Raw genomic sequence first — 20,506 nt, 5'->3', positions numbered from 1 at the left:
AGGTCGCCGCCGACGCGGCGGCCGGTGGTGAGGTGAACGACAGCCCCTGAAAATCTGTCGGCAAAATGAAAGGGAATTCCCATGTTTAACAAAGTTACGAAAACCTTCCAGTACGGCCAACACAATGTCACCCTGGAGACGGGTGAGATCGCGCGCCAGGCTTCCGGCGCCGTCGTGGTATCGGTCGAAGACACCGTTGTGCTGGCTACTGTGGTTGCCAAGAAAGACGCGAAGCCGGGCCAGGACTTCTTCCCGCTGACCGTCGACTACATGGAGAAGAGCTACGCCGCCGGCAAGATCCCGGGCGGCTTCTTCAAGCGCGAAGGCCGTCCTTCGGAAAAGGAAACCCTGACCTCGCGCCTGATCGACCGTCCGATCCGTCCGCTGTTCCCGGAAGGCTACCTGAACGAAGTCCAGGTCATCATCCACGTGCTGTCGGTGAACCCTGAAATCGATCCGGACATTCCTGCGATGATCGGCGCCTCGGCTGCCCTGTGCATCGCCGGCATCCCGTTCAACGGCCCGATCGGCGCAGCGCGCGTCGGCTATGCGAACGGCCAGTACATCCTGAACCCGACCACCACCGAGCTGAAGACCTCGCAGATGGACCTGGTCGTAGCCGGCACCGAAACCGCCGTCCTGATGGTGGAATCGGAAGCCCAGCAACTGTCGGAAGAAGTCATGCTCGGCGCGGTCGTGTTCGGCCACGACCAGATGAAAGTCGTGATCGATGCGATCCACGACCTGGTCGCCGAAGGCGGCAAGCCGGAAGTCGAATGGGCGCCGGCGCCAAAGAACGAAGCGCTGATCGCGCGCGTCGGTGAACTGGCCGGCGCCAAGATCCGCGACGCCTACCAGACCCGCGAAAAATCGGCCCGCCAGCAGAAGCTGAAGTCGCTGTCGTCGGAAGTGATGGCCGACCTGGCCGCCGCCGGCGAAGCCGCTGATGCTGCCGACGTCGGCAACATCCTGTTCGACATGGAAGCCAAGATCGTGCGTTCGCAGATCCTGGACGGCGAGCCACGCATCGACGGCCGGGACACGCGCACCGTGCGTCCGATCTCGATCCGCTCGAGCGTCCTGCCGCGCACCCACGGCTCGGCCCTGTTCACCCGTGGTGAAACCCAGGCGCTGGTCGTGGCTACCCTCGGCACCGCACGCGACAGCCAGAAGATCGATGCGCTGATGGGCGAGTACACCGACGACTTCATGATGCACTACAACATGCCTCCGTTCGCCACCGGCGAAACCGGTCGCGTGGGCACCCCGAAGCGCCGCGAAGTCGGCCATGGCCGCCTGGCCAAGCGCGCGCTGGTCGCAGCGCTGCCTAACCCGGAAGATTTCAGCTATTCGGTGCGCCTGGTGTCGGAAATCACCGAATCGAACGGTTCGTCGTCGATGGCATCGGTCTGCGGCGGCTGCCTGGCACTGATGGACGCCGGCGTGCCGATGAAAGCGCACGTGGCCGGTATCGCCATGGGCCTGATCAAGGAAGGCGGCAAGTTCGCGGTCCTTACCGACATCCTGGGCGATGAAGATCACCTGGGCGACATGGACTTCAAGGTGGCCGGCACCGCGCAGGGCATCACCGCGCTGCAGATGGACATCAAGATCCAGGGCATCACCAAGGAAATCATGCAGGTCGCACTGGCGCAAGCCAAGGACGGCCGCCAGCACATCCTGGCCGAAATGCAGAAGGCCATGCCGACCGTGAAGACCGAGCTGTCGGACTTCGCACCGCGCCTGATCACCATCCGCATCAACCCGGAAAAGATCCGTGACGTGATCGGCAAGGGCGGCGCCGTGATCCGCGCGCTGACCGAAGAAACCGGCACCCAGATCGACATCACCGACGAAGGCATTGTGACCATCGCCTCGGTCGACGCCGCCGCCGGCCAGGAAGCCAAGCGCCGCATCGAAGAGCTGACCGCATCGGTCGAAGTGGGCAAGACCTACGACGGTACCGTGCTCAAGCTGCTGGACTTCGGCGCCATCGTGCAAGTCATGCCGGGCAAGGACGGCCTGCTGCACATCTCGCAGATCGCCAACGAGCGTGTGAACGCCGTGGCCGACTACCTGAAAGAAGGCCAGCAAGTGCGCGTCAAGGTGCTGGAGACCGACGAGCGCGGTCGTCTGAAGCTGTCGATGAAGGCGGCCGATCCGGTCGAAGGCGCAGCGCAGTAAGCTGCGTTAATTACTTGGTAAGGTTCAGCTACCATCCATCGATACCGCCAAGCGTGAGCTTGGCGGTTTTTTTTAGCTAATTTTGTACAGGCGCATCGAGGGTTAATCTGCGGGAACGCGCAGAAAAATAAGCAGTTTCTTGGTCAGCAGTAAGCACGTTAGATGGGGCGTTGCCGCCACATATAGTTATGAGACGTGCTAGATAAACTTGTTCTATTGATTCTTGACCACGTATTCGCCAGATAAACGAGCTGTGTCTAAATAGTCTTAGAAGACTAAAGATATCACCTTTTCTTTCGAAGTGTTCCCATAGAACTTTGTGGCAACTTTCAAATAATGAGTCAATCCGCTCATTATACAAATAGTGGTATGCCTGCACTAAACTATTGATCTCTTCAATCGAGATTCCATCCGCAGATTCTGCTGCTAGTCTGGCGACTCCAATCGAAATCGTGGCCGAACTATAGGGATCGCCATTAGATCTTGCATCTTGGGCAATTTTCCTTAGTTTAATACGTTTTTCCTCGGGTGAACCCTTTGCATTATTCGCACAATAGACCGCGATATTATTTGCGACTGTGATAGCTTTTCTCGTTCTGGCAGTTTTTTCAAGGATTGTCAGCTTCTTGATCTGATCAGGATCTCCTTTATCTAACATTAAAATCAGCGATTTAGCATGCAAAGCAGCGTTAGTGGTTTTACCGAGCTTGATCACTTCTTCCGCAAATTCTCTCTGTTTTATAAAATCCTTTTTCAACGCAAGAGCTAGATTTAGAAGGACCCTTTGCCGCATGGATTTCTCAAGTCCAACTTTCTCAAGCTCAAAGAAAATATTCTTTGCGTCCTCATGTTGGCCTAGCATGCGGAGAGCTTTAGCTAACATAAAGTTTAGTGAATTCTTGTCAGCCGCAAATTTTTCATCAGTTTCTTGCAAGGCCAGTAAAAACACTTTGCACGCGGTGGCGCAACTCCGAAAATAATCATTGCTTTCAAGATTTGAAGAAAAAAGGCGGGCAAGCGAGACGGCGGATCGGAGTCTACCTATTTCATTGTTTTGAATAGTGTAAGTAATCAAGAAATTAATGATCTCCTCCGGATTGCAAAGTCCTCCTTCACTGCCTAGAGAAGTAACAAGGTCTGATGTTTTAATGCTTTTTGGCTTACCATTTGACCACTCTGCTCCAAAATAAATTGATGCAGCCAAACTGTAGAGCTTAAACTTTTCCGCGGGACTTAAATGGGATTGTATATAATCTCGCACTGCTTTTTTTGCCACAATTTTTCGCGGTTGTTCAAGAGTTGATGATTTTTGGAACTTGTCGGAAATAATTTGTATTTCACTTAAGCCGCGGTCCAATAAAATTTGTACATGCGCATGAAACATTGGGGCGTCGGGATAAAAACGTTTGATGCGCCCCAATGTCTCCCCGTAGGGGAAACATGTAAGTGCAACCAATAGCGAATATGCCCGTGTATTCGAAGGATCGGGACTATTTTTAAGATCCTCAACTGCTTGTACTAAACCAACACCAATCTTCTTTATGTTTTCTGACGATTTAGTATTGCTAATATGACTTTCAATGAGTTCGCTTAATGTCATGGATCGCAGTTGATTTAAAATTGAATCAATCTGAACCGGCAGGCCGCCTGAAAGCCTATAGACTTCTAATGCATTGTCTCCTATTTCAAACGCACTGCCTCCTGAGGGGTGGCTCAATAAATAGGACCTTAAATCTGGTTCATCAAACGGCTGAAGATCGACAATCGGAACTTCTGTATTTTCCGGAGAAAGTCGAGAGATAAGAACAACAGAAACGTTAGTACAGTACTCACGGACTGCGCGCACAATATTGACCACTTCTGTCTGCCATTCGTTACTTTTTGGAATTGAATCTCTTGCAACGGGTGCGTTATCAAAGATAAGGTAGGCGCGTTCATTACCGTTAATAAGCTTGCAGAATTTTTGGAAGCTGTAACCTGTTTGGTCGACAACTCTTTCAAAGAATGTTTCTTTATCCGAGTAATCTTCCAAATCAAGCCGATACACAAGAGGTGTTGAAATTTTGTCATTAACCAATGTGGTCCAAAGAAACTCGTCTACACCGTAGCCCCAGTCTGCGACAATCCAAGCTTCTTGATTTTGCTGAAGTGCAACCAGAAGTCGTTCTTGCTCTACCCTTCGAACTGACAAATGATGCAGTGCTGCCGGTAGTAAGCAACGGTTACGTAAGGTATGTGCATTTTGCTCAGGATTCAATCTCTCTGTTCCAGGGCCATCGAATAAATTGGGCTCTACTTTTGCGATAAGCTGTGTCTCGCCTAGAGATTCATTAACTGCCGAAAGGCGAACTGAAAAATTATTTGATTCAGTTAAATCAAATGAGTTATCTGCGACAAAGCGACGCGTCCCAGAATTAACTATATGGCTGATTCGAGGCCAGAATGTAAGTACCCCTTCTGTTGGATTTAGAAGCGCTTTGCCGGCACTGTATCCGTGAATACGATCATGTTCACTGTTATCGATTTTCCTTAAACCATACAGTGATGCCGCCTGGATGATACGTCGATCTGCAGACCCTCCGTTGGAGTGGGTCCCAATTTCCGGTTTATGCATATGGCCGAAAAAGTGAGCTGTAAATCTAGATGGTGGGTAAATTTCTTCGCGAAAGTGACGCTGAGATCTTTCGTTCAGCCATGATAAAGGATGGTGTGTAATTAAAAAATTCAAATCATTTTGTCGACACCACAAATCAGGTTGGCTATTTGTTAGTGCCATTAATTGACGGACATCTGCGTCAAGTTTTCCGAAAGCATTTGTATTAGAGAGTTGAAGGTGAGCAGTATTTAAGCCAATCAGCCCTACCCGAGTTCCATTGGCTTCGACTACTGCGGAGCAGTCTCCCGCTATGATGCCAGTTTTCGACATTGCCACAGGAATCCCTGACCCGGATAGCTGCTCTTTCCAGTCTGTGAAATTTTTAAATGCTTTTGTTACGAAATTCCTATAGAGGTTATCTTCTGTTTTCCAAAAACTTTCGCGGATTACATTATTTGACCAAAAGCTTTGGAATGCTATCGCAACTGGATCTGCCTCATCTGCACGGGTTAAATCATGGTTGCCAGGGACGGCGAATAAGCTCGGCCTGCATCCTAACTTATCAAATTTTTCCCACAATTCATTCAATGCTGAGTTCAACGTTATGTAGTCCGCACTTGTGCCATTCTGAGTTAAGTCGCCGGAGAAGATAACTAAGTCCCATCCACCAGCAGAATCGTAAATACGATTCAAATCTTCGAAAAATTGCTCCTTTAAGTTTGGCCAGAGCCATGACTGCGTGTCCATGCCAGCATGAAGATCACTTAAATGCAACCACGCGAATTTCTTAGCATTTTCATTCATTTTGCATATCTCATTAGTGGAACTAACAGTAGCATACCGAAATTTTCTTTCTCTGGCATCATGTGGCGACCAAAATATATAACATCTGTAAAGACCCCTCTTAATAGGTTATTTTTTCGTAATTGTGAGCATGAAAATTAAGCTGGGCCCTTACGGAGTTTCTATTTTGATTACTGTTTTTGACGCTAGCAACGCTTGGTGGTGCGGCTTTTGAACGACCGAACTGTCTGGCTTCGCACCGCTCCTGATCACTATCCACATCAACCCGGAAAAGATCCGTGACGTGATCGGCAAGGGCGGCGCCGTGATCCGCGCGCTGACCGAAGAAACCGGCACCCAGATCGACATCACCGACGAAGGCATTGTGACCATCGCCTCGGTCGACGCCGCCGCCGGCCAGGAAGCCAAGCGCCGCATCGAAGAGCTGACCGCCTCGGTCGAAGTGGGCAAGACCTACGACGGCACCGTGCTCAAGCTGCTGGACTTCGGCGCGATCGTGCAAGTCATGCTTGGTAAAGACGGCCTGCTGCTGCACATCTCGCAGATCGCCAACGAGCGTGTCAATGCCGTGGCGGACTATATGAAAGAAGGCCAGCAAGTGCGCGTCAAGGTGCTGGAGACCGACGAGCGTGGCCGTCTGAAGCTGTCGATGAAGGCGGCCGATCCGGTCGAAGGCGCGGCGCAGTAAGCGGTGCCGCAGCGGTTCGCCGCTGCATGAAAAAACCGCCAGTGCGTGAGCCTGGCGGTTTTTTTATTGGCGGTGTGAAGAATCAGCAGCCTGGAATCGCCCGGCAATCAATCGCGCCACTCGCGCACGATCTGGGCCAGCTCTTCGCGCGTCATCTTGCGCGCCTTCAGGATGCGTACCAGTTCATCCTTCGAGACCGGCGTCTCGGCGACCAGGGCGGGAACATCTTCCGGCTGCACCGGATAGCCCCAGATCGGGTCGATCAGCTGCGCCTTGTCCGACTCGATTTTTTCGAGTGCTGGTCCGCCCTTGACGTTGACGTACACGATGTAGCGGGTGTGGCCTTCAGGAAATGAGGCGTCCTTGTACATCGGTGTTCCGGCCGGCAGGACGTGGAAGTTTCTGGCTTCGCCCTCCGATTCGATCAGGAGCGGTTCTTCCAGTTTGAAGTAAGTCGTTTGCGGCATGATGAGATCCTGGATGGTATGAAAGAAGACCCCGGCGAAGAATACGATCACCAAGACGGCGGCAGGAAAGACGAATCGGCCGGCTTTCATTTGGCGCCGCCGTAGGTCTTGATCGCCTTGGGCTTTCTGGAGGTTGAATTCTGGAGCATGGATTGCAGGTCTGCGGGCATGAAGATATTGTCCGGCCATCCCTTTGCGCGCACCAGGCTTTTCTCCATCAGGCCCAGCCCACGGCCTTGCTGGTGTTTGGCCCGGTCGCGGTCGATGTCGGGGAAGATGACTTTCGCCCCTGAGACGCTCAAGGTGGTGCAGTTGGGGCCGAGTGCGTAATATTCGTCGATGATGACCGACGTCTTCGCGCTGGTCTTCGATTTGATTTTTTTGTCCGCGATTTTTTGCTCGTAAAAAGCCAGCACCTTGTTGGCATTTTCTTCCGTGGTCTCGTACGTAAATCCGGTGGTCACCCGTCCCAGTGCGTTTTCACCGCGGATGTAGGGAGCGGAGTTGTTCCAGATATTCAAAATGCCTTCGCCTTCAGAGCCGCCAACGCCCCAGGTTTTTCCGTAGCGCCCGTAATCGAATACCTTGTCGACCTCCGACGTGGTCACGCGCAGCGCGGCATGGCCATAGGCGTGGTCACCGTACGGACCGCCGACCAGGATTTCGATCGACGCGGTGCGCACCTGGATCTTGGTGTTCTGATTGGTGACTAGCCGAACTTGTTTGGTTGCCTTGGCAACCGGGACACTTACGTCTGGCATGATTCAACCGAGATGGTGTGTCCGAGGTCGGGGAAGTTCACGCTGCAGGTGCCGGCCGCTACCGGACTGACGCGGGCATGGCCGGCATCGTCCAGCACACCGCTGGTCTGTTTGCCGGCGGCATCGGTAAGCGTGAATGCCTGATTCGCGATCGGCTGGTCTTCTGCATTCACCAAGTGAAATTCGACCCAGTTTTCCTCGTCCAGCAATTGCGCCATGGCCGGCATGAACGCGATACCGGGATCGGCGACCTTGCTGGCCACCGGCGCCGTGCCGGGCACCTGGCCGTCGCCATGCACATCGTTGTTGTTCGACAGGCAGGTGCAATTGCCGGAGGTTTGGGATCCATGCAGCGCCATCGGCGCGCCGTCGATGATCTCGGTGGGATTGCCGGTCGTGATCGTGCAGTTCTTGCGGCAGGAAACCTTGTCGCCGATTCTGGCGATTGCCTTGCCATTCACACTGGAAAATGCCGAGCCTGTCACCACGGTGCCACCGCAAGAGGTCTTGTCTCCGACACAAACGCTGCCAATCACAGAGAACATGTTTTCCCTTCAAGTGAAACGATGGGGGCCGCCATCGCAAAAGAGCAATCCAGATAACACGACGATCGAGCGGGATACTCTACCATAACTCAATGTGAAATCATTGCTATCGGTAAGCATGGCGGGTAGCATGGCTCGGCTGACTGCGGATTTGCTCGCGATATGCTTGACCCTGTAGCCGCTACAGGGTATTTAATGAGAGTGTGCCAGTGGCGACCGATGGTCGTCCGCCAAACCCGACCGAGTTCATGAAACGTTTCCTGCTCATACTGCTGCTGATCATGATGCCGCTCCAGTCCGTCTGGGCTGCGGGCGCGGCCTATTGCAGCCATGACGAAGCGAAGATGCACCCGGGCCACCACATGCACAAGCATCCGCCCTCCGGCAGCCAGAACGATGACGGCCCGGCCCAGCCCTGCGACGACTGCGACGCCTGCCACCACCTGTCGGCCAGCGCCATCCCGTCGGCCCAGCCGAACCTGCCGCTACCGAAGGTCTCGGCCCACATGCGCGGCGACCTGCGGCGCTACGCCTCTCACATCCCCGACCTGATCCCGCCGCCCGACCGGCCGTCCCGCGCCTGACAGGGCGGGACGCCGACCGGTGCCGACGCGCCCGCCGATGACGGCGGTGTGACGGCGCGCGCCATCCCGCCGAATTTTCAACGATTCGGAGCATCATCATGAACAAAGGATTTACGCCGCTGGTGTTGTGGCTGGCCGTGCTCGTCGTGCCGGCCATTGCACACGCGCAGGCGCCCCTCACGCTGGAAGCGGCGATCACGCGTGCCGAGCGCGCCAACCCCGCCTTACGCGCCGGCCTCAATGAAGCCGCTGCCCAGGATGGGGCCGTCGCCCAGGCTGGCGCCGTGCCCAACCCGGAACTGTCGCTGCTGCGCGAAGGCCAGGACCGCGACACGCGCACCTCGACCGTCACCCTCAGCATCCCCATCGAGCTGGGCGGCAAGCGCGCCGCCCGCATCGAGGCGGCAACGCGGGAGCTCCAGCTGGCGCTGATCGAGGCGGAGGCGCTGCGCGTCACGCTGCGCGCCGACACCGTCGCCGCGTTCCACGACGTGCACGCCGCCCAGGAGCGCCTGCGCATGGCGGGCGAAATGGCAGCGCTGGCGGCAAGCGCCACGCACGCCGCCGCACGCCGGGTGGAGGCCGGCAAGGTCTCGCCGGTCGACGAAACCCGCGCCCGCGTGGCCGAGGCCAACGCCCGCATCGATGCGCTGCACGCGGCGCGTGACCTGGAAACGGCGCGCACGCGGCTGGCTGCACTGTGGGGCGGCGATGGCGCCGGAATCGAGATCGTGGCGCCGTCGGCGCCAACGCTGCCGCAAGCGCCGACGCTCGACGTGCTGCTGGCACGGCTCGACCAGACACCGGCCATGCGCCGTGCGCACACCCAGGTCGCGCAGCGTGCCGCCCTGGCACGCGTGGAGCAGGCGCGCCGCACGCCGGACGTGAACGTGATCGTCGGCGCTCGCCGCGAAGGCCCCGAGCAGCGCAACCAGGCGGTGCTCGGCGTCTCGGTGCCGCTGCCGCTGTTCGACCGCAACAACGGCGCGGTGCTGGCCGCGCTGCGCCGGGTCGATCGCGCCCGCGACGAGCAGGAGGCGGAAGGCGTGCGCCTGCGCAGCGCGTTGCTGGAAGCGCACGCACGCCTGCAGACCGCGCGCGCCGAAGCGCAATTGATCGATGCCGAGATCCTGCCCGGCGCACGCAGCGCCGCACAGGCCGCGCAGCGCGGCTTCGAAGCCGGCAAGTTCGGCTTCCTCGACGTGCTCGACGCCCAGCGCACGCTGTTCCAGTCGCACACCCAATACTTGAACGCAATGGCGCAATGCCACCGCGCCGCCGCCGACATCGTCCGCCTGAGCGGGATGCCGGCCGACCAGGAGAATCCATGAACAAGCAACAAGCCAAGGTCATCGCCGCCATGCTGGCGCTGGCCCTCGTCCTCGCCGTCGTCGTGCTGCTGCGCGACCGCAGCAGCGCTGGTGCCGACAGCCATGGCGAGCACGCCGAAGAACAGCACGCGCAATCCAAACCGGGCGACAAGCACGAGGAGGAGCGCGCGCACGACGACGGCGTGATCGCTTTCAGCGACGCCCAGGTGGGCACCGCCGGCATCACGCTGGCCACCGCCGGCCCGGTCCATCTCGACACCTTCATCCGCATGCCGGGCCAGATCATGCTGAACCAGGACCGCACCGCCCACGTCACGCCGCGCGCGTCCGGCGCGGTGGAGTCGGCGCCGGCCAGCCTGGGACAGCGCGTGAAGAAGGGCCAGGTGCTGGCCACCATCGCCAGCGCCGACGTCGCCGTCCAGCGTGGCGCCTTGCTGGCCGCCGAGCGGCGACTGGCCACGGCGCGCAGCGTGCACGCTTCAGAAAAAACGCTGTACGAAGAAAAGGTCTCGGCGCGCCAGGACCTGATCCGCGCAGAGCAGGAGCTGCGCGAAGCGGAGATCGCGGTGCAGGCCGCGCGCCAGCAATTGCAGGCGTTGGGCGCCGGCGGGGCAGGGGAGGCATCCAATCGGCTGCAGATCCGCGCCCCGTTCGACGGCGTGATCGTCGAAAAGCACATCGCACTGGGCGAAGTGGTCGGCGCTGATACCCGCGTCTTCACCATCAGCGACCTGTCGACCGTGTGGGCCGACGTGGTGGTCCCGGCGCGTGACCTCGACATCGTGCGCGAAGGCACCAGTGCCGTGATCCGCTCGATCGCCGCCGGCACGACCGCTCCCGGCAAGGTCAGTTTCGTCAGCTCGCTGATCGGCGAGGAATCGCGTTCGGCCACCGCGCGCGTGGTGCTGGACAACCCCGGCGCATCCTGGCGTCCGGGCCTGGCCGTGAACGTCGACATCGTCACCGGCTCCAGCGATGTGCCGGTGGCCATCGACCGCGCCGCGCTGCAGACCGTCGACGGACGCCAGGTGGTGTACCGCCGGGTAGATAACGGCTTCGTCGCCCAGCCGGTCGCCACCGGCCGCTCGGACGGACGCCATATCGAAATCACCTCGGGCCTGCAGGCCGGCCAGCAGGTCGCGGCCGCCGGCAGCTTCGCCGTCAAGGCGGAGCAGGGCAAGGGCGAAGCCAGCCACGATCACTGAGAGGCGCCGACATGTTCAACCGAATCATCCAGACCGCCATCGCCCAGCGCTGGCTGGTGATGCTGGCCACGCTGGCGATGGCCGTCATCGGCGTCTACAACTACGGCCGGCTGCCGATCGACGCGGTGCCGGACGTGACCAATGTCCAGGTCCAGATCAACACCGCCGCCCCCGGCTACTCGCCGCTCGAGACCGAGCAGCGCATCACCTACGAGGTCGAATCGCTACTTTCCGGCTTGCCGCAGCTCGAATCCTTCCGCTCGCTGTCGCGCTACGGCCTGTCGCAGGTGACGGTGGTGTTCAAGGAAGGCACCGACATCCACTTCGCGCGCCAGCTGGTGAGCCAGAAGCTGCAGGACGCGCGCGAAGGCTTGCCCGCGGGCGTGGTGCCGGCGCTCGGCCCCATCGCCACCGGCCTGAGTGAAATCTACCTGTGGACGGTGGAGAGCGAACCGGGCGCGAAGAAGCCGGACGGCACGCCCTACACACCAACCGACCTGCGCGAAATCCAGGACTGGATCATCAAGCCGCAGCTGCGCACCGTGCCGGGCGTCACCGAGATCAACTCGATCGGCGGCTTCGATAAGGAATACCTGGTCGCGCCCAGCACCGCCGCGCTGTCCTCGTACGGCCTGGAACTGGCCGACGTGGTGCGCGCGCTGGAACGCAACAACAGCAATGTCGGCGCCGGCTACATCGAACGCGAGGGCGAGCAGTACCTGGTGCGCGCGCCGGGGCAGGCCGCGTCGATGGACGACATCGGCAACATCGTGGTGACCAGCATCCGCGGCATCCCGGTGCGGGTGCGCGACGTGGCCGAGGTCTCGGTCGGACGCGAGCTGCGCACCGGCGCCGCCACCGAGAACGGGCAGGAAGTGGTGCTCGGCACCGTGTTCATGCTGATCGGCGAGAACAGCCGCGCGGTATCCAAAGCGGTCGATGCGCGCATGCTCGAGATCAACCGCAGCCTGCCGCCCGGGATCAAGGCGGTGACGGTGTACGACCGCACGGTGCTGGTGGAACGGGCGATCGCCACGGTGCGCAAGAACCTGGTCGAAGGCGCGATCCTGGTGGTGGCGGTGCTGTTCCTGTTCCTGGGGAATATCCGCGCCGCGATCCTGACCGCGCTGGTGATCCCGCTGGCGATGCTCTTCACCTTCAGCGGCATGGTGGGCAACCGCGTCAGCGCCAATCTGCTCAGCCTGGGCGCGCTGGACTTCGGCATCATCGTCGACGGCGCGGTGGTGATCGTCGAGAACTGCGTGCGCCGCATCGCCGCTGCGCAAACAAGGCTTGGTCGTGTCCTGAGCCGCGAGGAACGTTTCGCCGAAGTGTTCGCGGCGGCCGGCGAGGCGAGAAGGCCGCTGGTCTACGGCCAGTTGATCATCATGATTGTCTACCTGCCGATCTTCGCGCTCACCGGCATCGAGGGCAAGATGTTCCACCCGATGGCCTTCACCGTGGTGTTCGCGCTGCTGGGCGCGATGATCCTGTCGCTCACCTTCGTGCCGGCCGCCGTCGCGCTGTTCATCGGCCGCTCGGTGCAGGAAAAGGAAAGCCGCATCATGCATGGCGCACGCCGCTGGTACGAACCATGCCTGCGCTACGCGCTCGACAACCGCCCGGTGATGCTGGCCTTCGCCGCGCTGGTGATTGCGCTCGCGGCGTTGATGGGCAGCCGCCTGGGCCTGGAGTTCGCGCCGAATCTGGACGAGGGCGACATCGCGGTGATGACGGTGCGCATACCTGGCACCAGCCTGAGCCAGTCGGTCAAGATGCAGCAGCAGATCGAGACCACGCTGCTAAATAAGCACCCCGAGATCGCGCGCGTGTTCGCCCGCATCGGCACCGCGGAGATCGCGTCCGACCCGATGCCGCCGAATGTCGCTGACGGCATCGTCATGCTCAAACCCGAGAAGGACTGGCCGCGCCCGCGCAAGACGCGCGCCGAGCTGGTGGCGGCGATGCGCGCCACCCTGGACGCGTTACCGGGCCAGAGCTACGAATTCAGCCAGCCGATCCAGTTGCGCGTCAATGAATTGGTGTCGGGCGTGCGCAGCGACGTCGCCGTGAAAGTGTTCGGCGACGACCTTGCGCAGCTGGACGCCAGTGCGCAGCAGGTGGCCGCAGCGCTGCGCCGGGTGGCCGGGGCGAGCGAAGTGCAGGTGGAGCAGACCAGCGGCCTGCCGATGCTGCAGATCCGGGTCGACCGCGAGCGCGCCGCGCGCATGGGGCTGAACATCGGCGACGTCCAGGAAGCGATCGCCACCGCCACCGCCGGACGCGTGGCCGGCACCCTGTTCGAGGGCGACCGTCGCTTCGACGTCACGGTGCGCCTGCCGGAATCGCAGCGCGCCGACATCGATGCGTTGCGCCGGCTGCCGGTGGCGCTGCCCGCCGTGCATGGCGCCGACGATATGGCCAGGGAAGGGCAGGCGCGCAGCTTCATCACGCTGGGCGAGATCGCCGCCTTCGAGGTCGCGCCCGGCCCCAACCAGTTCAGCCGCGAGCAGGGCAAGCGGCGCGTGGTCGTCACCGCCAATGTGCGCGGGCGCGACATCGGTTCGTTCGTGGCCGAGGCCCAGCAGCGGGTGGCGCAGGAGGTGGCCTTGAGCCCCGGCTACTGGCTGGGCTGGGGCGGCCAGTTCGAGCACCTGAGCACCGCCGCCGAGCGCCTGCGCCTGATCGTGCCGGCGTCGCTGCTGCTGGTTTTTGCGCTGCTGTACCTGGTGTTCAACAACCTGCGCGACGGCCTGCTGGTGTTTTCCGGGATTCCGTTCGCGCTGGCCGGCGGGGTGGCGGCGCTGTGGCTGCGCGGCATACCGCTGTCGATTTCGGCGGCGGTCGGTTTCATCGCCCTGAGCGGGGTCGCCGTGCTCAACGGCCTGGTGCTGGTGTCGTTCATCCGCAACCTGATCGACGGCGGCATGGCGCTGCCGCGGGCGGTGCGCGAAGGGGCGCTGGCGCGCCTGCGTCCGGTCCTGATGACGGCGCTGGTGGCCTCGCTCGGCTTCGTGCCGATGGCGCTGGCGACCGGCACCGGGGCCGAGGTGCAGCGGCCGCTGGCGACGGTGGTCATCGGCGGCATCTGCTCGTCCACGGTGCTGACCTTGCTGCTTCTGCCGGTCTTGTACGAGTGGGCGCACCGGGAGCGGCGCGGCGCGGCAGGCGTGCGCAGGATTTTCCGGATTCAAAGTAAAAATGGTCACTAGACAACTCAAGCGTGCCGTATGGACAGTGTTGAAAATGGTATAGTTGGCCGTTTCACACAATAATTACAGAACCGTTGCCGGCCAGCCGCCGGCGGCGGTGGCGCCGTCCCGGAATCGGCGCCGCGTCCCCCACCAATGCAAGGAAATGACAGATGACCATGAAGGATTACGCGAGCGCCATCGGCGAAGCGATTCAGCAGAACGAAGCCGCAATCGGTTCCGAGTGGATCGCCCAGCTCGAAGCGCTGATGGTGCGCAGCACCAGCGCGTCGCGTGAACAGCTGCGCTCGCACTGCCAGCAGTTCCTGAAGGCGTTCGCCGCCGCCGCCCGTTCCGGCGAACTGGGCAACATCGAGCACCGCGCCTGGGACGAGGTGCGCGACCTGCTGAGCGAGATTTCCTCCAGCCGCGCCAAGTCCGGCTCGACCCCGAGCGAGACCGCGACCTTCGTGTTCTCGCTCAAGCAGCCGCTGTTCGCGCACCTGCGCACGGCCTTCGCCGCCGACGCCGAGGGCCTGGCCGCCGCTTCCTGGACCGTCACCACCCTGCTCGACAAGCTGGGCCTGTACACCATCGAGGTGTTCCAGAAGACCAAGGACCAGATCATCGTGCGCCAGCAGCAGGAGCTACTCGAGCTGTCGACGCCGGTGGTCAAGCTGTGGAACGGCATCCTGGCGCTGCCGCTGATCGGCACCCTGGATTCGGCGCGCACCCAGGTGGTGATGGAAAACATCCTGCAAAAGATCGTCGACACCGGCGCCATGATCGCCATCATCGACATCACCGGCGTGCCGACCGTCGACACCCTGGTGGCGCAGCACCTGATGAAGACCATCGCCGCCGCGCGCCTGATGGGCGCCGACTGCATCATCAGCGGCATCCGCCCGCAGATCGCGCAGACCATCGTGCACCTGGGCGTGAACCTGGAAGACGTGATCACCAAGGCCACCCTGGCCGACGCCTTCCTGGTGGCGCTCGAGCGCACCGGCGCCTCGATCACGATCAAGCACGCGTAAGGGCCGGCGCATGGAACGCATCCCGATTCTGCGCATGGGCGACCTGCTGCTGGTGACGATCCAGGTCGACATGCACGACCGCCTCGCCATGCAGCTGCAGGACGACCTGACCGAGCGCATCGTCGCCGACGGCGCCAAGGGCGTCCTGATCGACATCTCGGCGCTCGACCTGGTCGACTCCTTCATCGGCCGCATGATCAGCAACACCGCCGCCATGGCGCGCGTGCTCGACGCCCGCACCGTGGTGGTCGGCATGCAGCCGGCGGTGGCGATCACGCTGGTCGAGCTGGGCCTGACCCTGCACGGCGTGAAGACCGCGCTGAACGTCGAGAAGGGCATGGCCCTGCTCGGAAAGAGCTATAAGTGATGGTCGACGCCCATAGCGACGCAGTCCTGTTCGACACCGCGCTGCTGGACCGCAACCGCCAGCACCGTAGCGCACGGGCGACGCTGCCGCTGCGCTCGGACGAGGACGTGGTCAATGTGCGCAAGCAGGTGCGCGAGCGCGCGGTGGCGATCGGCCTGTCGCTGGTCGACCAGACCAAGCTGGTGACCGCCGCCAGCGAACTGGCGCGCAACACCATCAAGTACGGCGGCGGCGGCGAGGTCTATCTCGACGACCTCGACGACGGCGTGCGCAAAGGCGTCGGCCTGCTGTTCGTCGACGCCGGCCAGGGCATCCCCGACATCGGCAAGGCGCTGCAGGACGGCTATACCACCGGCGGCGGCCTGGGCCTGGGCCTGAGCGGCTCCAAGCGCCTGGTCGACGAATTCGACATCGACAGCCGGCCGAAGGAGGGCACCGCGGTGCTGATCGTCAAATGGAAGCGCTGATCAGTTCCCAGACCCCGCAGCTGGTATTCGCGGTCAACCATGCCAGCGACGTCGCCGCGGTGCGGCGCGCCGGCCAGAAGCTGGCCGAGTCGCTCGGCTTCGACGAGACCCGCGCCGGCAAGCTGGCGCTGATCATCACCGAAGCGGCAACCAACATCCTCAAGCATGCGCAGGAGGGAGAGATCCACGTCGGCCCGGCGCAGTCGGCGGCCGGCGTCGGCATCGACGTGCTGGCGCTGGACAAGGGCCCCGGCATCGCCGACCTGGCCGGCAGCCTGGTGGACGGCGTCTCGACCGCCGGCACCGCCGGCACCGGCCTTGGCGCGCTGGGGCGCCTGTCGGACGAATTCGACGTGTATTCCGAAGGCGGCGACGGCGCCGTGTTCTTCATGCGCCTGTGGCGCGACGTGCCGGCCCCGCATCCGTGCGGCGTCGAGGTCGGCGCTCTCTGGACCCCGATCGCGGGCGAGGACGTGTGCGGCGACGGCTGGGCGGTGCTGTGCGGCGCCGGCGGCGCCACCGTGCTGGCTTCGGACGGCCTGGGCCACGGCCCGGACGCGGCGCGCGCCACCAATGCGGCGATCGACGCGCTGGCGCGCAGCCAGGCGGGCGGCGCAGGCGAGGCCGTGCACGCGATCCACGAAGCGCTGCGCGCGACGCGCGGTGCGGCGCTGGCGGTGGCGCACATCGATTTCGGTGCCGACGAGCTGCGCTTCGCCGGCGTCGGCAACATCGCCGGGGTGGCGATCGACGATGGCCGCCGCGCGCTGGTGTCGCACAACGGCATCGTCGGCCACAATATGCGCAAGGTGCAGGAATTTACCGTACCGTTCGCGCCTGGCGCGCTGTGCATCCTGTGCTCGGACGGCATCCAGACCCAGTGGGACCTGGGCAAGTATCCCGGCCTGCAGGGACGCATCCCGGCCTTGATCGCGGCAGTGCTGATGCGCGACTTCATCCGCCGCCGCGACGACGCCATGGTACTGGTGGTGCGCCGCCTGAACGGACCGCGATGAACGCCCAGCGCATCCTCGGCGTGGCCCTCGACAGCGACCAGGACGTGGTGCTGGTGCGCCAGCGCGCGCGCCAGATCTCGGCGCTGCTCGGCTTCTCGCAGCAGGACCAGGTACGCATCGGTACCGCGGTGTCGGAAGTGGCGCGCGGCGCCAGCCGGCCCGGGATGGGAGGACGCGCCGTGTTCCAGCTGCGCGAGCAGGACGGGCGCCAGCATCTGGAGATCCTGGTCAGCGCCGCCGGCCGCGCAGGCATCACGGCGGGCGAGCCGGACGCCGAATCGCTGCGCGAACTTGCGATCGTCACCGCGCACCGCCTGATGGATGCCTGCGAGGTCGACCCCGGCGCGGCCGGCGCCACCACCGTCACGGTGCGCAAGGCGCTGCCGCGCCACGAGCACGTGACTGTGGCGCGGATGGCCGAGATCGGGGCGCGCCTGGCCGACAGCCCGGTGTCGAATCCGCTGCACGAGCTGCAGCTGCAGAACCAGGAACTGCTGGCCACGCTGGCCGAGCTGCGCGAGCGCCAGGACGACCTGCTCTCGCTCACGCGCGAACTGGAAGACACCAACCGCGGCATCGTCGCCCTGTACGCCGAGATCGAGGACAAGGCCGAGCGCCTGCGCCGCGCCGACGAGATGAAGTCGCGCTTCCTGTCGAATACCAGCCACGAACTGCGCACGCCGCTGTCGTCGATCCGCGCGCTGTCGCAGCTGCTGCTGCAGCGCCTGGACGGCGAACTGACCGAGGAGCAGGAACGCCAGGTGCGCTTCATCGACACTGCCGCCAACGAGTTGTCAGACCTGGTCAACGACCTGCTCGACCTGGCCAAGATCGAGGCTGGGCGCGTCAGCGTGCAGACCGACCCGGTGGTGGTGGACAACCTGTTCCGCGCACTGAAGGGCATGATGCGCCCGCTGGTGGACGAGTCGCGCGTGGAACTGGTGTTCGAGCCCTCGGGCATCGAGCAGCCGTTCCTGTCGGACGAAGGCAAGATCTCGCAGATCCTGCGCAACTTCATTTCGAACGCCCTGAAATTCACCGAGCAGGGATCGGTGCTGGTGTTCGCGGCGCACGACCCGGAAGCCGACACCATCGCGTTCGCGGTGGCCGACACCGGCATCGGCATCGAGCACGACGACCTGCAGCTGATCTTCGAAGAATTCGGCCAGGTCGAGCATCCGCTGCAGCGGCGCGCCAAGGGCACCGGCCTGGGCCTGCCGCTGTGCCGCAAGCTGGCCGACCTGCTCGGCGGCCGGGTCGACGTCTCCAGTACCCCCGGCGTCGGCTCGACCTTCACGCTGACCCTGCCGCGCACGCCGCCCGTGAAACGGGACGCGGCGGCCCCCGACGGAACCGCACCATGAACGCACATTCGACCCAGATCCTCAACGTCGACGACAACGACGGCGCGCGCTACGCCAAGACGCGCATCCTGCAAAGCGCCGGCTTCGAAGTGATCGAAGCGGCCAACGGCACCGATGCGCTGGAGCTGATCAAGCGCACCCCGCCGGCGCTGGTCCTGCTCGACGTCAAGCTGCCCGACATCAACGGCATCGAGGTGTGCCGCCGCATCAAGGCCGATCCCGAGACCGCCGGCGTGCTGGTGCTGCAGACCTCGGCCGCGCTGACCGGGCGCGCCGACAAGATCCGCGGCCTGGAGGGCGGCGCCGACAACTACCTGGCGGCGCCGATCGAGGCCGACGAACTGATCGCCAACGTGAATGCGCTGCTGCGCATGCGCCAGACCCAGGTCGACCTGCGCGACAGCGAGGAACGGTTTCGCCAGCTGACCGACAATATCGACGACGTGTTCTGGATGTTCTCGGTGCCGAGCCGTGCACTGGTCTACGTCAGCCCGGCCTACAGCGCGGTTTGGGGCGGCAGCGACGAGTCGCTCGGCCGGCAGCCGGGCGGCTGGCTGGACGCGGTGCATCCGGACGACCGCGCCCGGATGGCGGCGCGCTGGGAGCGCCTGGCGCTCGAGCCTCATTACGACGAAGAATTCCGCATCGAAGCCGCCGACGGCCAGGTGCGCTGGGTGAGCGACCGCTTGTTCCCGGTGCGCGACGCGCGCGGCGACGTCTACAGAGTGGCGCGCGTGACCAGCGACATCTCGGCGCGCAAGGAAATGGAAGCGCTGCTGCGCTCCGCCGACAGCAACAAGAACCAGTTCCTGGCGACGCTGGCGCACGAGCTGCGCAATCCCCTGAGTCCGATCCGCAACGCGGCTGCGCTGCTGGGCGCGACCGGCGACAGCGCGGCCGAACGCCAGGCGCGGGCGCGCGACGTCATCACGCGCCAGGTCGACCACCTGGCGCACCTGGTCGACGACCTGCTCGACGTGGCGCGCATCTCGGAAGGCAAGATCGTGCTGCGCAACGAAGAGGTCGACCTGAAAGGCGTGATCGGCCAGGCGATCGAGACCGCCGCGCCCCTGATCACGGCGCGCGGCCACCATCTGGAGGTGGTACAGCCGGCGCAGCGCATCTGCGTGCTGGGCGACCCGGTGCGCCTGGCGCAGTCGGTCGGCAACCTGCTGCACAACGCCGCCAAGTTCACGCCCACCGGCGGCGAGATCGTGCTGAGCGTTGCCGAAGAAGGCGGCCGGGTCCGGATCTCGGTGCGCGACAACGGCATCGGCATCGACGGCGACAACCTGCCGCGCATCTTTGCCATGTTCGCCCAGGTCGGCGCGCCGCCGGACCGCGCGCCGGAAGGGCTGGGCATCGGCCTGTCGCTGGTGTCGCACCTGATCGAGCTGCATGGCGGCCACCTGTCGGCGGCCAGCCCGGGCATCGGCCTGGGCAGCACCTTCACGGTCGACCTGCCGCTGCTGCACGTGGGGGCTGACGCGGACGCCGAGCCGGTCCCTGAGGTGGCGTCGGAGCAGCCATCGTCCGGCGGCATGCGCGTGCTGCTGGTGGACGACAACATCGACGCGATGGAGATGATGGGCTTCCTGCTGGCCGAAATGGGCTACGAGGCGCGCACCACGGCCGACGCCAGCGAGATCGAGGCGATCGCAACGAGCCACAAGCCGCAGGTGATCGTGCTCGATATCGGGCTGCCGGGCGTCGATGGCTATGAAGTGGCGCGGCGCCTGAAGGCCAATCCGCAACTGGCGCATATCCGGCTGGTGGCGCACACGGGGTATGGCTCGCCCGAGGACCGCAAGCGCGCGCACGAAGCCGGCTTCGACGCGCACCTGGTCAAGCCGGCGGAGTTGTCGGATCTGGAGAAGGCGCTGCGCGGCGAGTGACAGC

15 protein-coding genes and 1 pseudogene are annotated in these 20,506 nt (G+C 62.7%); 12 read left to right on the top strand and 4 right to left on the bottom strand.

The genetic code is table 11. The features are described from left to right. Nucleotides 1-81 precede the first annotated feature (81 nt). Nucleotides 82-2,184 (top strand): polyribonucleotide nucleotidyltransferase, encoded by a 2,103-nt coding sequence (pnp, locus tag RTQ83_RS02460; protein ID WP_312511029.1) that lies wholly within the window; start codon nucleotides 82-84, stop codon nucleotides 2,182-2,184. A gap of 76 nt (nucleotides 2,185-2,260) precedes the next feature. On the opposite strand, the gene RTQ83_RS02455 is transcribed toward pnp, so the two are convergent. Beyond that, on the bottom strand, nucleotides 2,261-5,584 hold the full coding sequence (locus tag RTQ83_RS02455) for a metallophosphoesterase (RefSeq protein ID WP_312511027.1): 3,324 nt from the start codon (nucleotides 5,582-5,584) through the stop codon (nucleotides 2,261-2,263). A 217-nt stretch (nucleotides 5,585-5,801) separates the two neighbouring features. Between RTQ83_RS02455 and RTQ83_RS02450 the strand changes: the two are divergent. Beyond that, nucleotides 5,802-6,272 (top strand): annotated as a pseudogene (locus RTQ83_RS02450) (S1 RNA-binding domain-containing protein); the annotation flags it as partial. A gap of 107 nt (nucleotides 6,273-6,379) precedes the next feature. On the opposite strand, the gene RTQ83_RS02445 reads toward RTQ83_RS02450, so the two are convergent. From RTQ83_RS02445 to RTQ83_RS02435, 3 genes are all read right to left on the bottom strand, one after another. After that, nucleotides 6,380-6,739 (bottom strand): hypothetical protein, encoded by a 360-nt coding sequence (locus RTQ83_RS02445; protein WP_312511025.1) that lies wholly within the window; start codon nucleotides 6,737-6,739, stop codon nucleotides 6,380-6,382. An 86-nt stretch (nucleotides 6,740-6,825) separates the two neighbouring features. Beyond that, nucleotides 6,826-7,500 carry a hypothetical protein gene (locus RTQ83_RS02440; protein WP_312511024.1) on the bottom strand — a complete coding sequence of 225 codons (675 nt, stop codon included), beginning with the start codon at nucleotides 7,498-7,500 and terminating at the stop codon, nucleotides 6,826-6,828. Beyond that, nucleotides 7,488-8,045 (bottom strand): PAAR domain-containing protein, encoded by a 558-nt coding sequence (locus RTQ83_RS02435; protein WP_312511022.1) that lies wholly within the window; start codon nucleotides 8,043-8,045, stop codon nucleotides 7,488-7,490. The genes RTQ83_RS02440 and RTQ83_RS02435 overlap by 13 nt, the downstream gene beginning before the upstream one ends. A gap of 248 nt (nucleotides 8,046-8,293) precedes the next feature. Here RTQ83_RS02435 and RTQ83_RS02430 point away from each other — a divergent pair, with 248 nt between their 5' ends. From RTQ83_RS02430 to RTQ83_RS02385, 10 genes are all read left to right on the top strand, one after another. After that, nucleotides 8,294-8,629: a DUF2946 family protein gene (locus RTQ83_RS02430; protein WP_312511020.1), complete on the top strand. Its 336-nt coding sequence runs from the start codon at nucleotides 8,294-8,296 to the stop codon at nucleotides 8,627-8,629. A gap of 98 nt (nucleotides 8,630-8,727) precedes the next feature. Further along, a complete protein-coding gene (locus RTQ83_RS02425; RefSeq protein ID WP_312511018.1) occupies nucleotides 8,728-9,960 on the top strand; it encodes a TolC family protein in 1,233 nt (410 codons plus the stop codon). Next, nucleotides 9,957-11,165, top strand: a complete 1,209-nt coding sequence (locus RTQ83_RS02420; protein ID WP_312511016.1) for an efflux RND transporter periplasmic adaptor subunit — start codon at nucleotides 9,957-9,959, stop codon at nucleotides 11,163-11,165. Before RTQ83_RS02425 ends, RTQ83_RS02420 begins: the two co-directional genes overlap by 4 nt. Nucleotides 11,166-11,176: 11 nt before the next feature. Beyond that, a complete protein-coding gene (locus tag RTQ83_RS02415; RefSeq protein WP_312511015.1) occupies nucleotides 11,177-14,377 on the top strand; it encodes a CusA/CzcA family heavy metal efflux RND transporter in 3,201 nt (1,066 codons plus the stop codon). 152 nt (nucleotides 14,378-14,529) lie between these two features. After that, the gene (locus tag RTQ83_RS02410) at nucleotides 14,530-15,393 is read left to right on the top strand and encodes an STAS domain-containing protein (protein ID WP_312511012.1); all 864 of its coding nucleotides are present in this window, start codon (nucleotides 14,530-14,532) and stop codon (nucleotides 15,391-15,393) included. A gap of 10 nt (nucleotides 15,394-15,403) precedes the next feature. Then, on the top strand, nucleotides 15,404-15,760 hold the full coding sequence (locus tag RTQ83_RS02405; protein WP_306397288.1) for an STAS domain-containing protein: 357 nt from the start codon (nucleotides 15,404-15,406) through the stop codon (nucleotides 15,758-15,760). After that, nucleotides 15,760-16,227, top strand: a complete 468-nt coding sequence (locus RTQ83_RS02400; RefSeq protein ID WP_312511008.1) for an anti-sigma regulatory factor — start codon at nucleotides 15,760-15,762, stop codon at nucleotides 16,225-16,227. The genes RTQ83_RS02405 and RTQ83_RS02400 overlap by 1 nt, the downstream gene beginning before the upstream one ends. Beyond that, a complete protein-coding gene (locus RTQ83_RS02395) occupies nucleotides 16,215-17,243 on the top strand; it encodes an ATP-binding protein (protein WP_312511007.1) in 1,029 nt (342 codons plus the stop codon). Before RTQ83_RS02400 ends, RTQ83_RS02395 begins: the two co-directional genes overlap by 13 nt. Beyond that, nucleotides 17,240-18,607 carry a sensor histidine kinase gene (locus RTQ83_RS02390; protein ID WP_312511005.1) on the top strand — a complete coding sequence of 456 codons (1,368 nt, stop codon included), beginning with the start codon at nucleotides 17,240-17,242 and terminating at the stop codon, nucleotides 18,605-18,607. Before RTQ83_RS02395 ends, RTQ83_RS02390 begins: the two co-directional genes overlap by 4 nt. Continuing rightward, nucleotides 18,604-20,502 (top strand): response regulator, encoded by a 1,899-nt coding sequence (locus RTQ83_RS02385; protein ID WP_312511004.1) that lies wholly within the window; start codon nucleotides 18,604-18,606, stop codon nucleotides 20,500-20,502. The genes RTQ83_RS02390 and RTQ83_RS02385 overlap by 4 nt, the downstream gene beginning before the upstream one ends. The last annotated feature ends 4 nt before the right edge of the window (nucleotides 20,503-20,506 follow it).

Source organism: Massilia sp. (assembly GCF_031995545.1).
In the GTDB taxonomy this organism is placed as follows: Bacteria; Pseudomonadota; Gammaproteobacteria; order Burkholderiales; family Burkholderiaceae_D; genus Telluria.
Note: the sequence above shows the minus strand (reverse complement) of the source record. Positions and strands in the feature narration are given on the sequence as shown.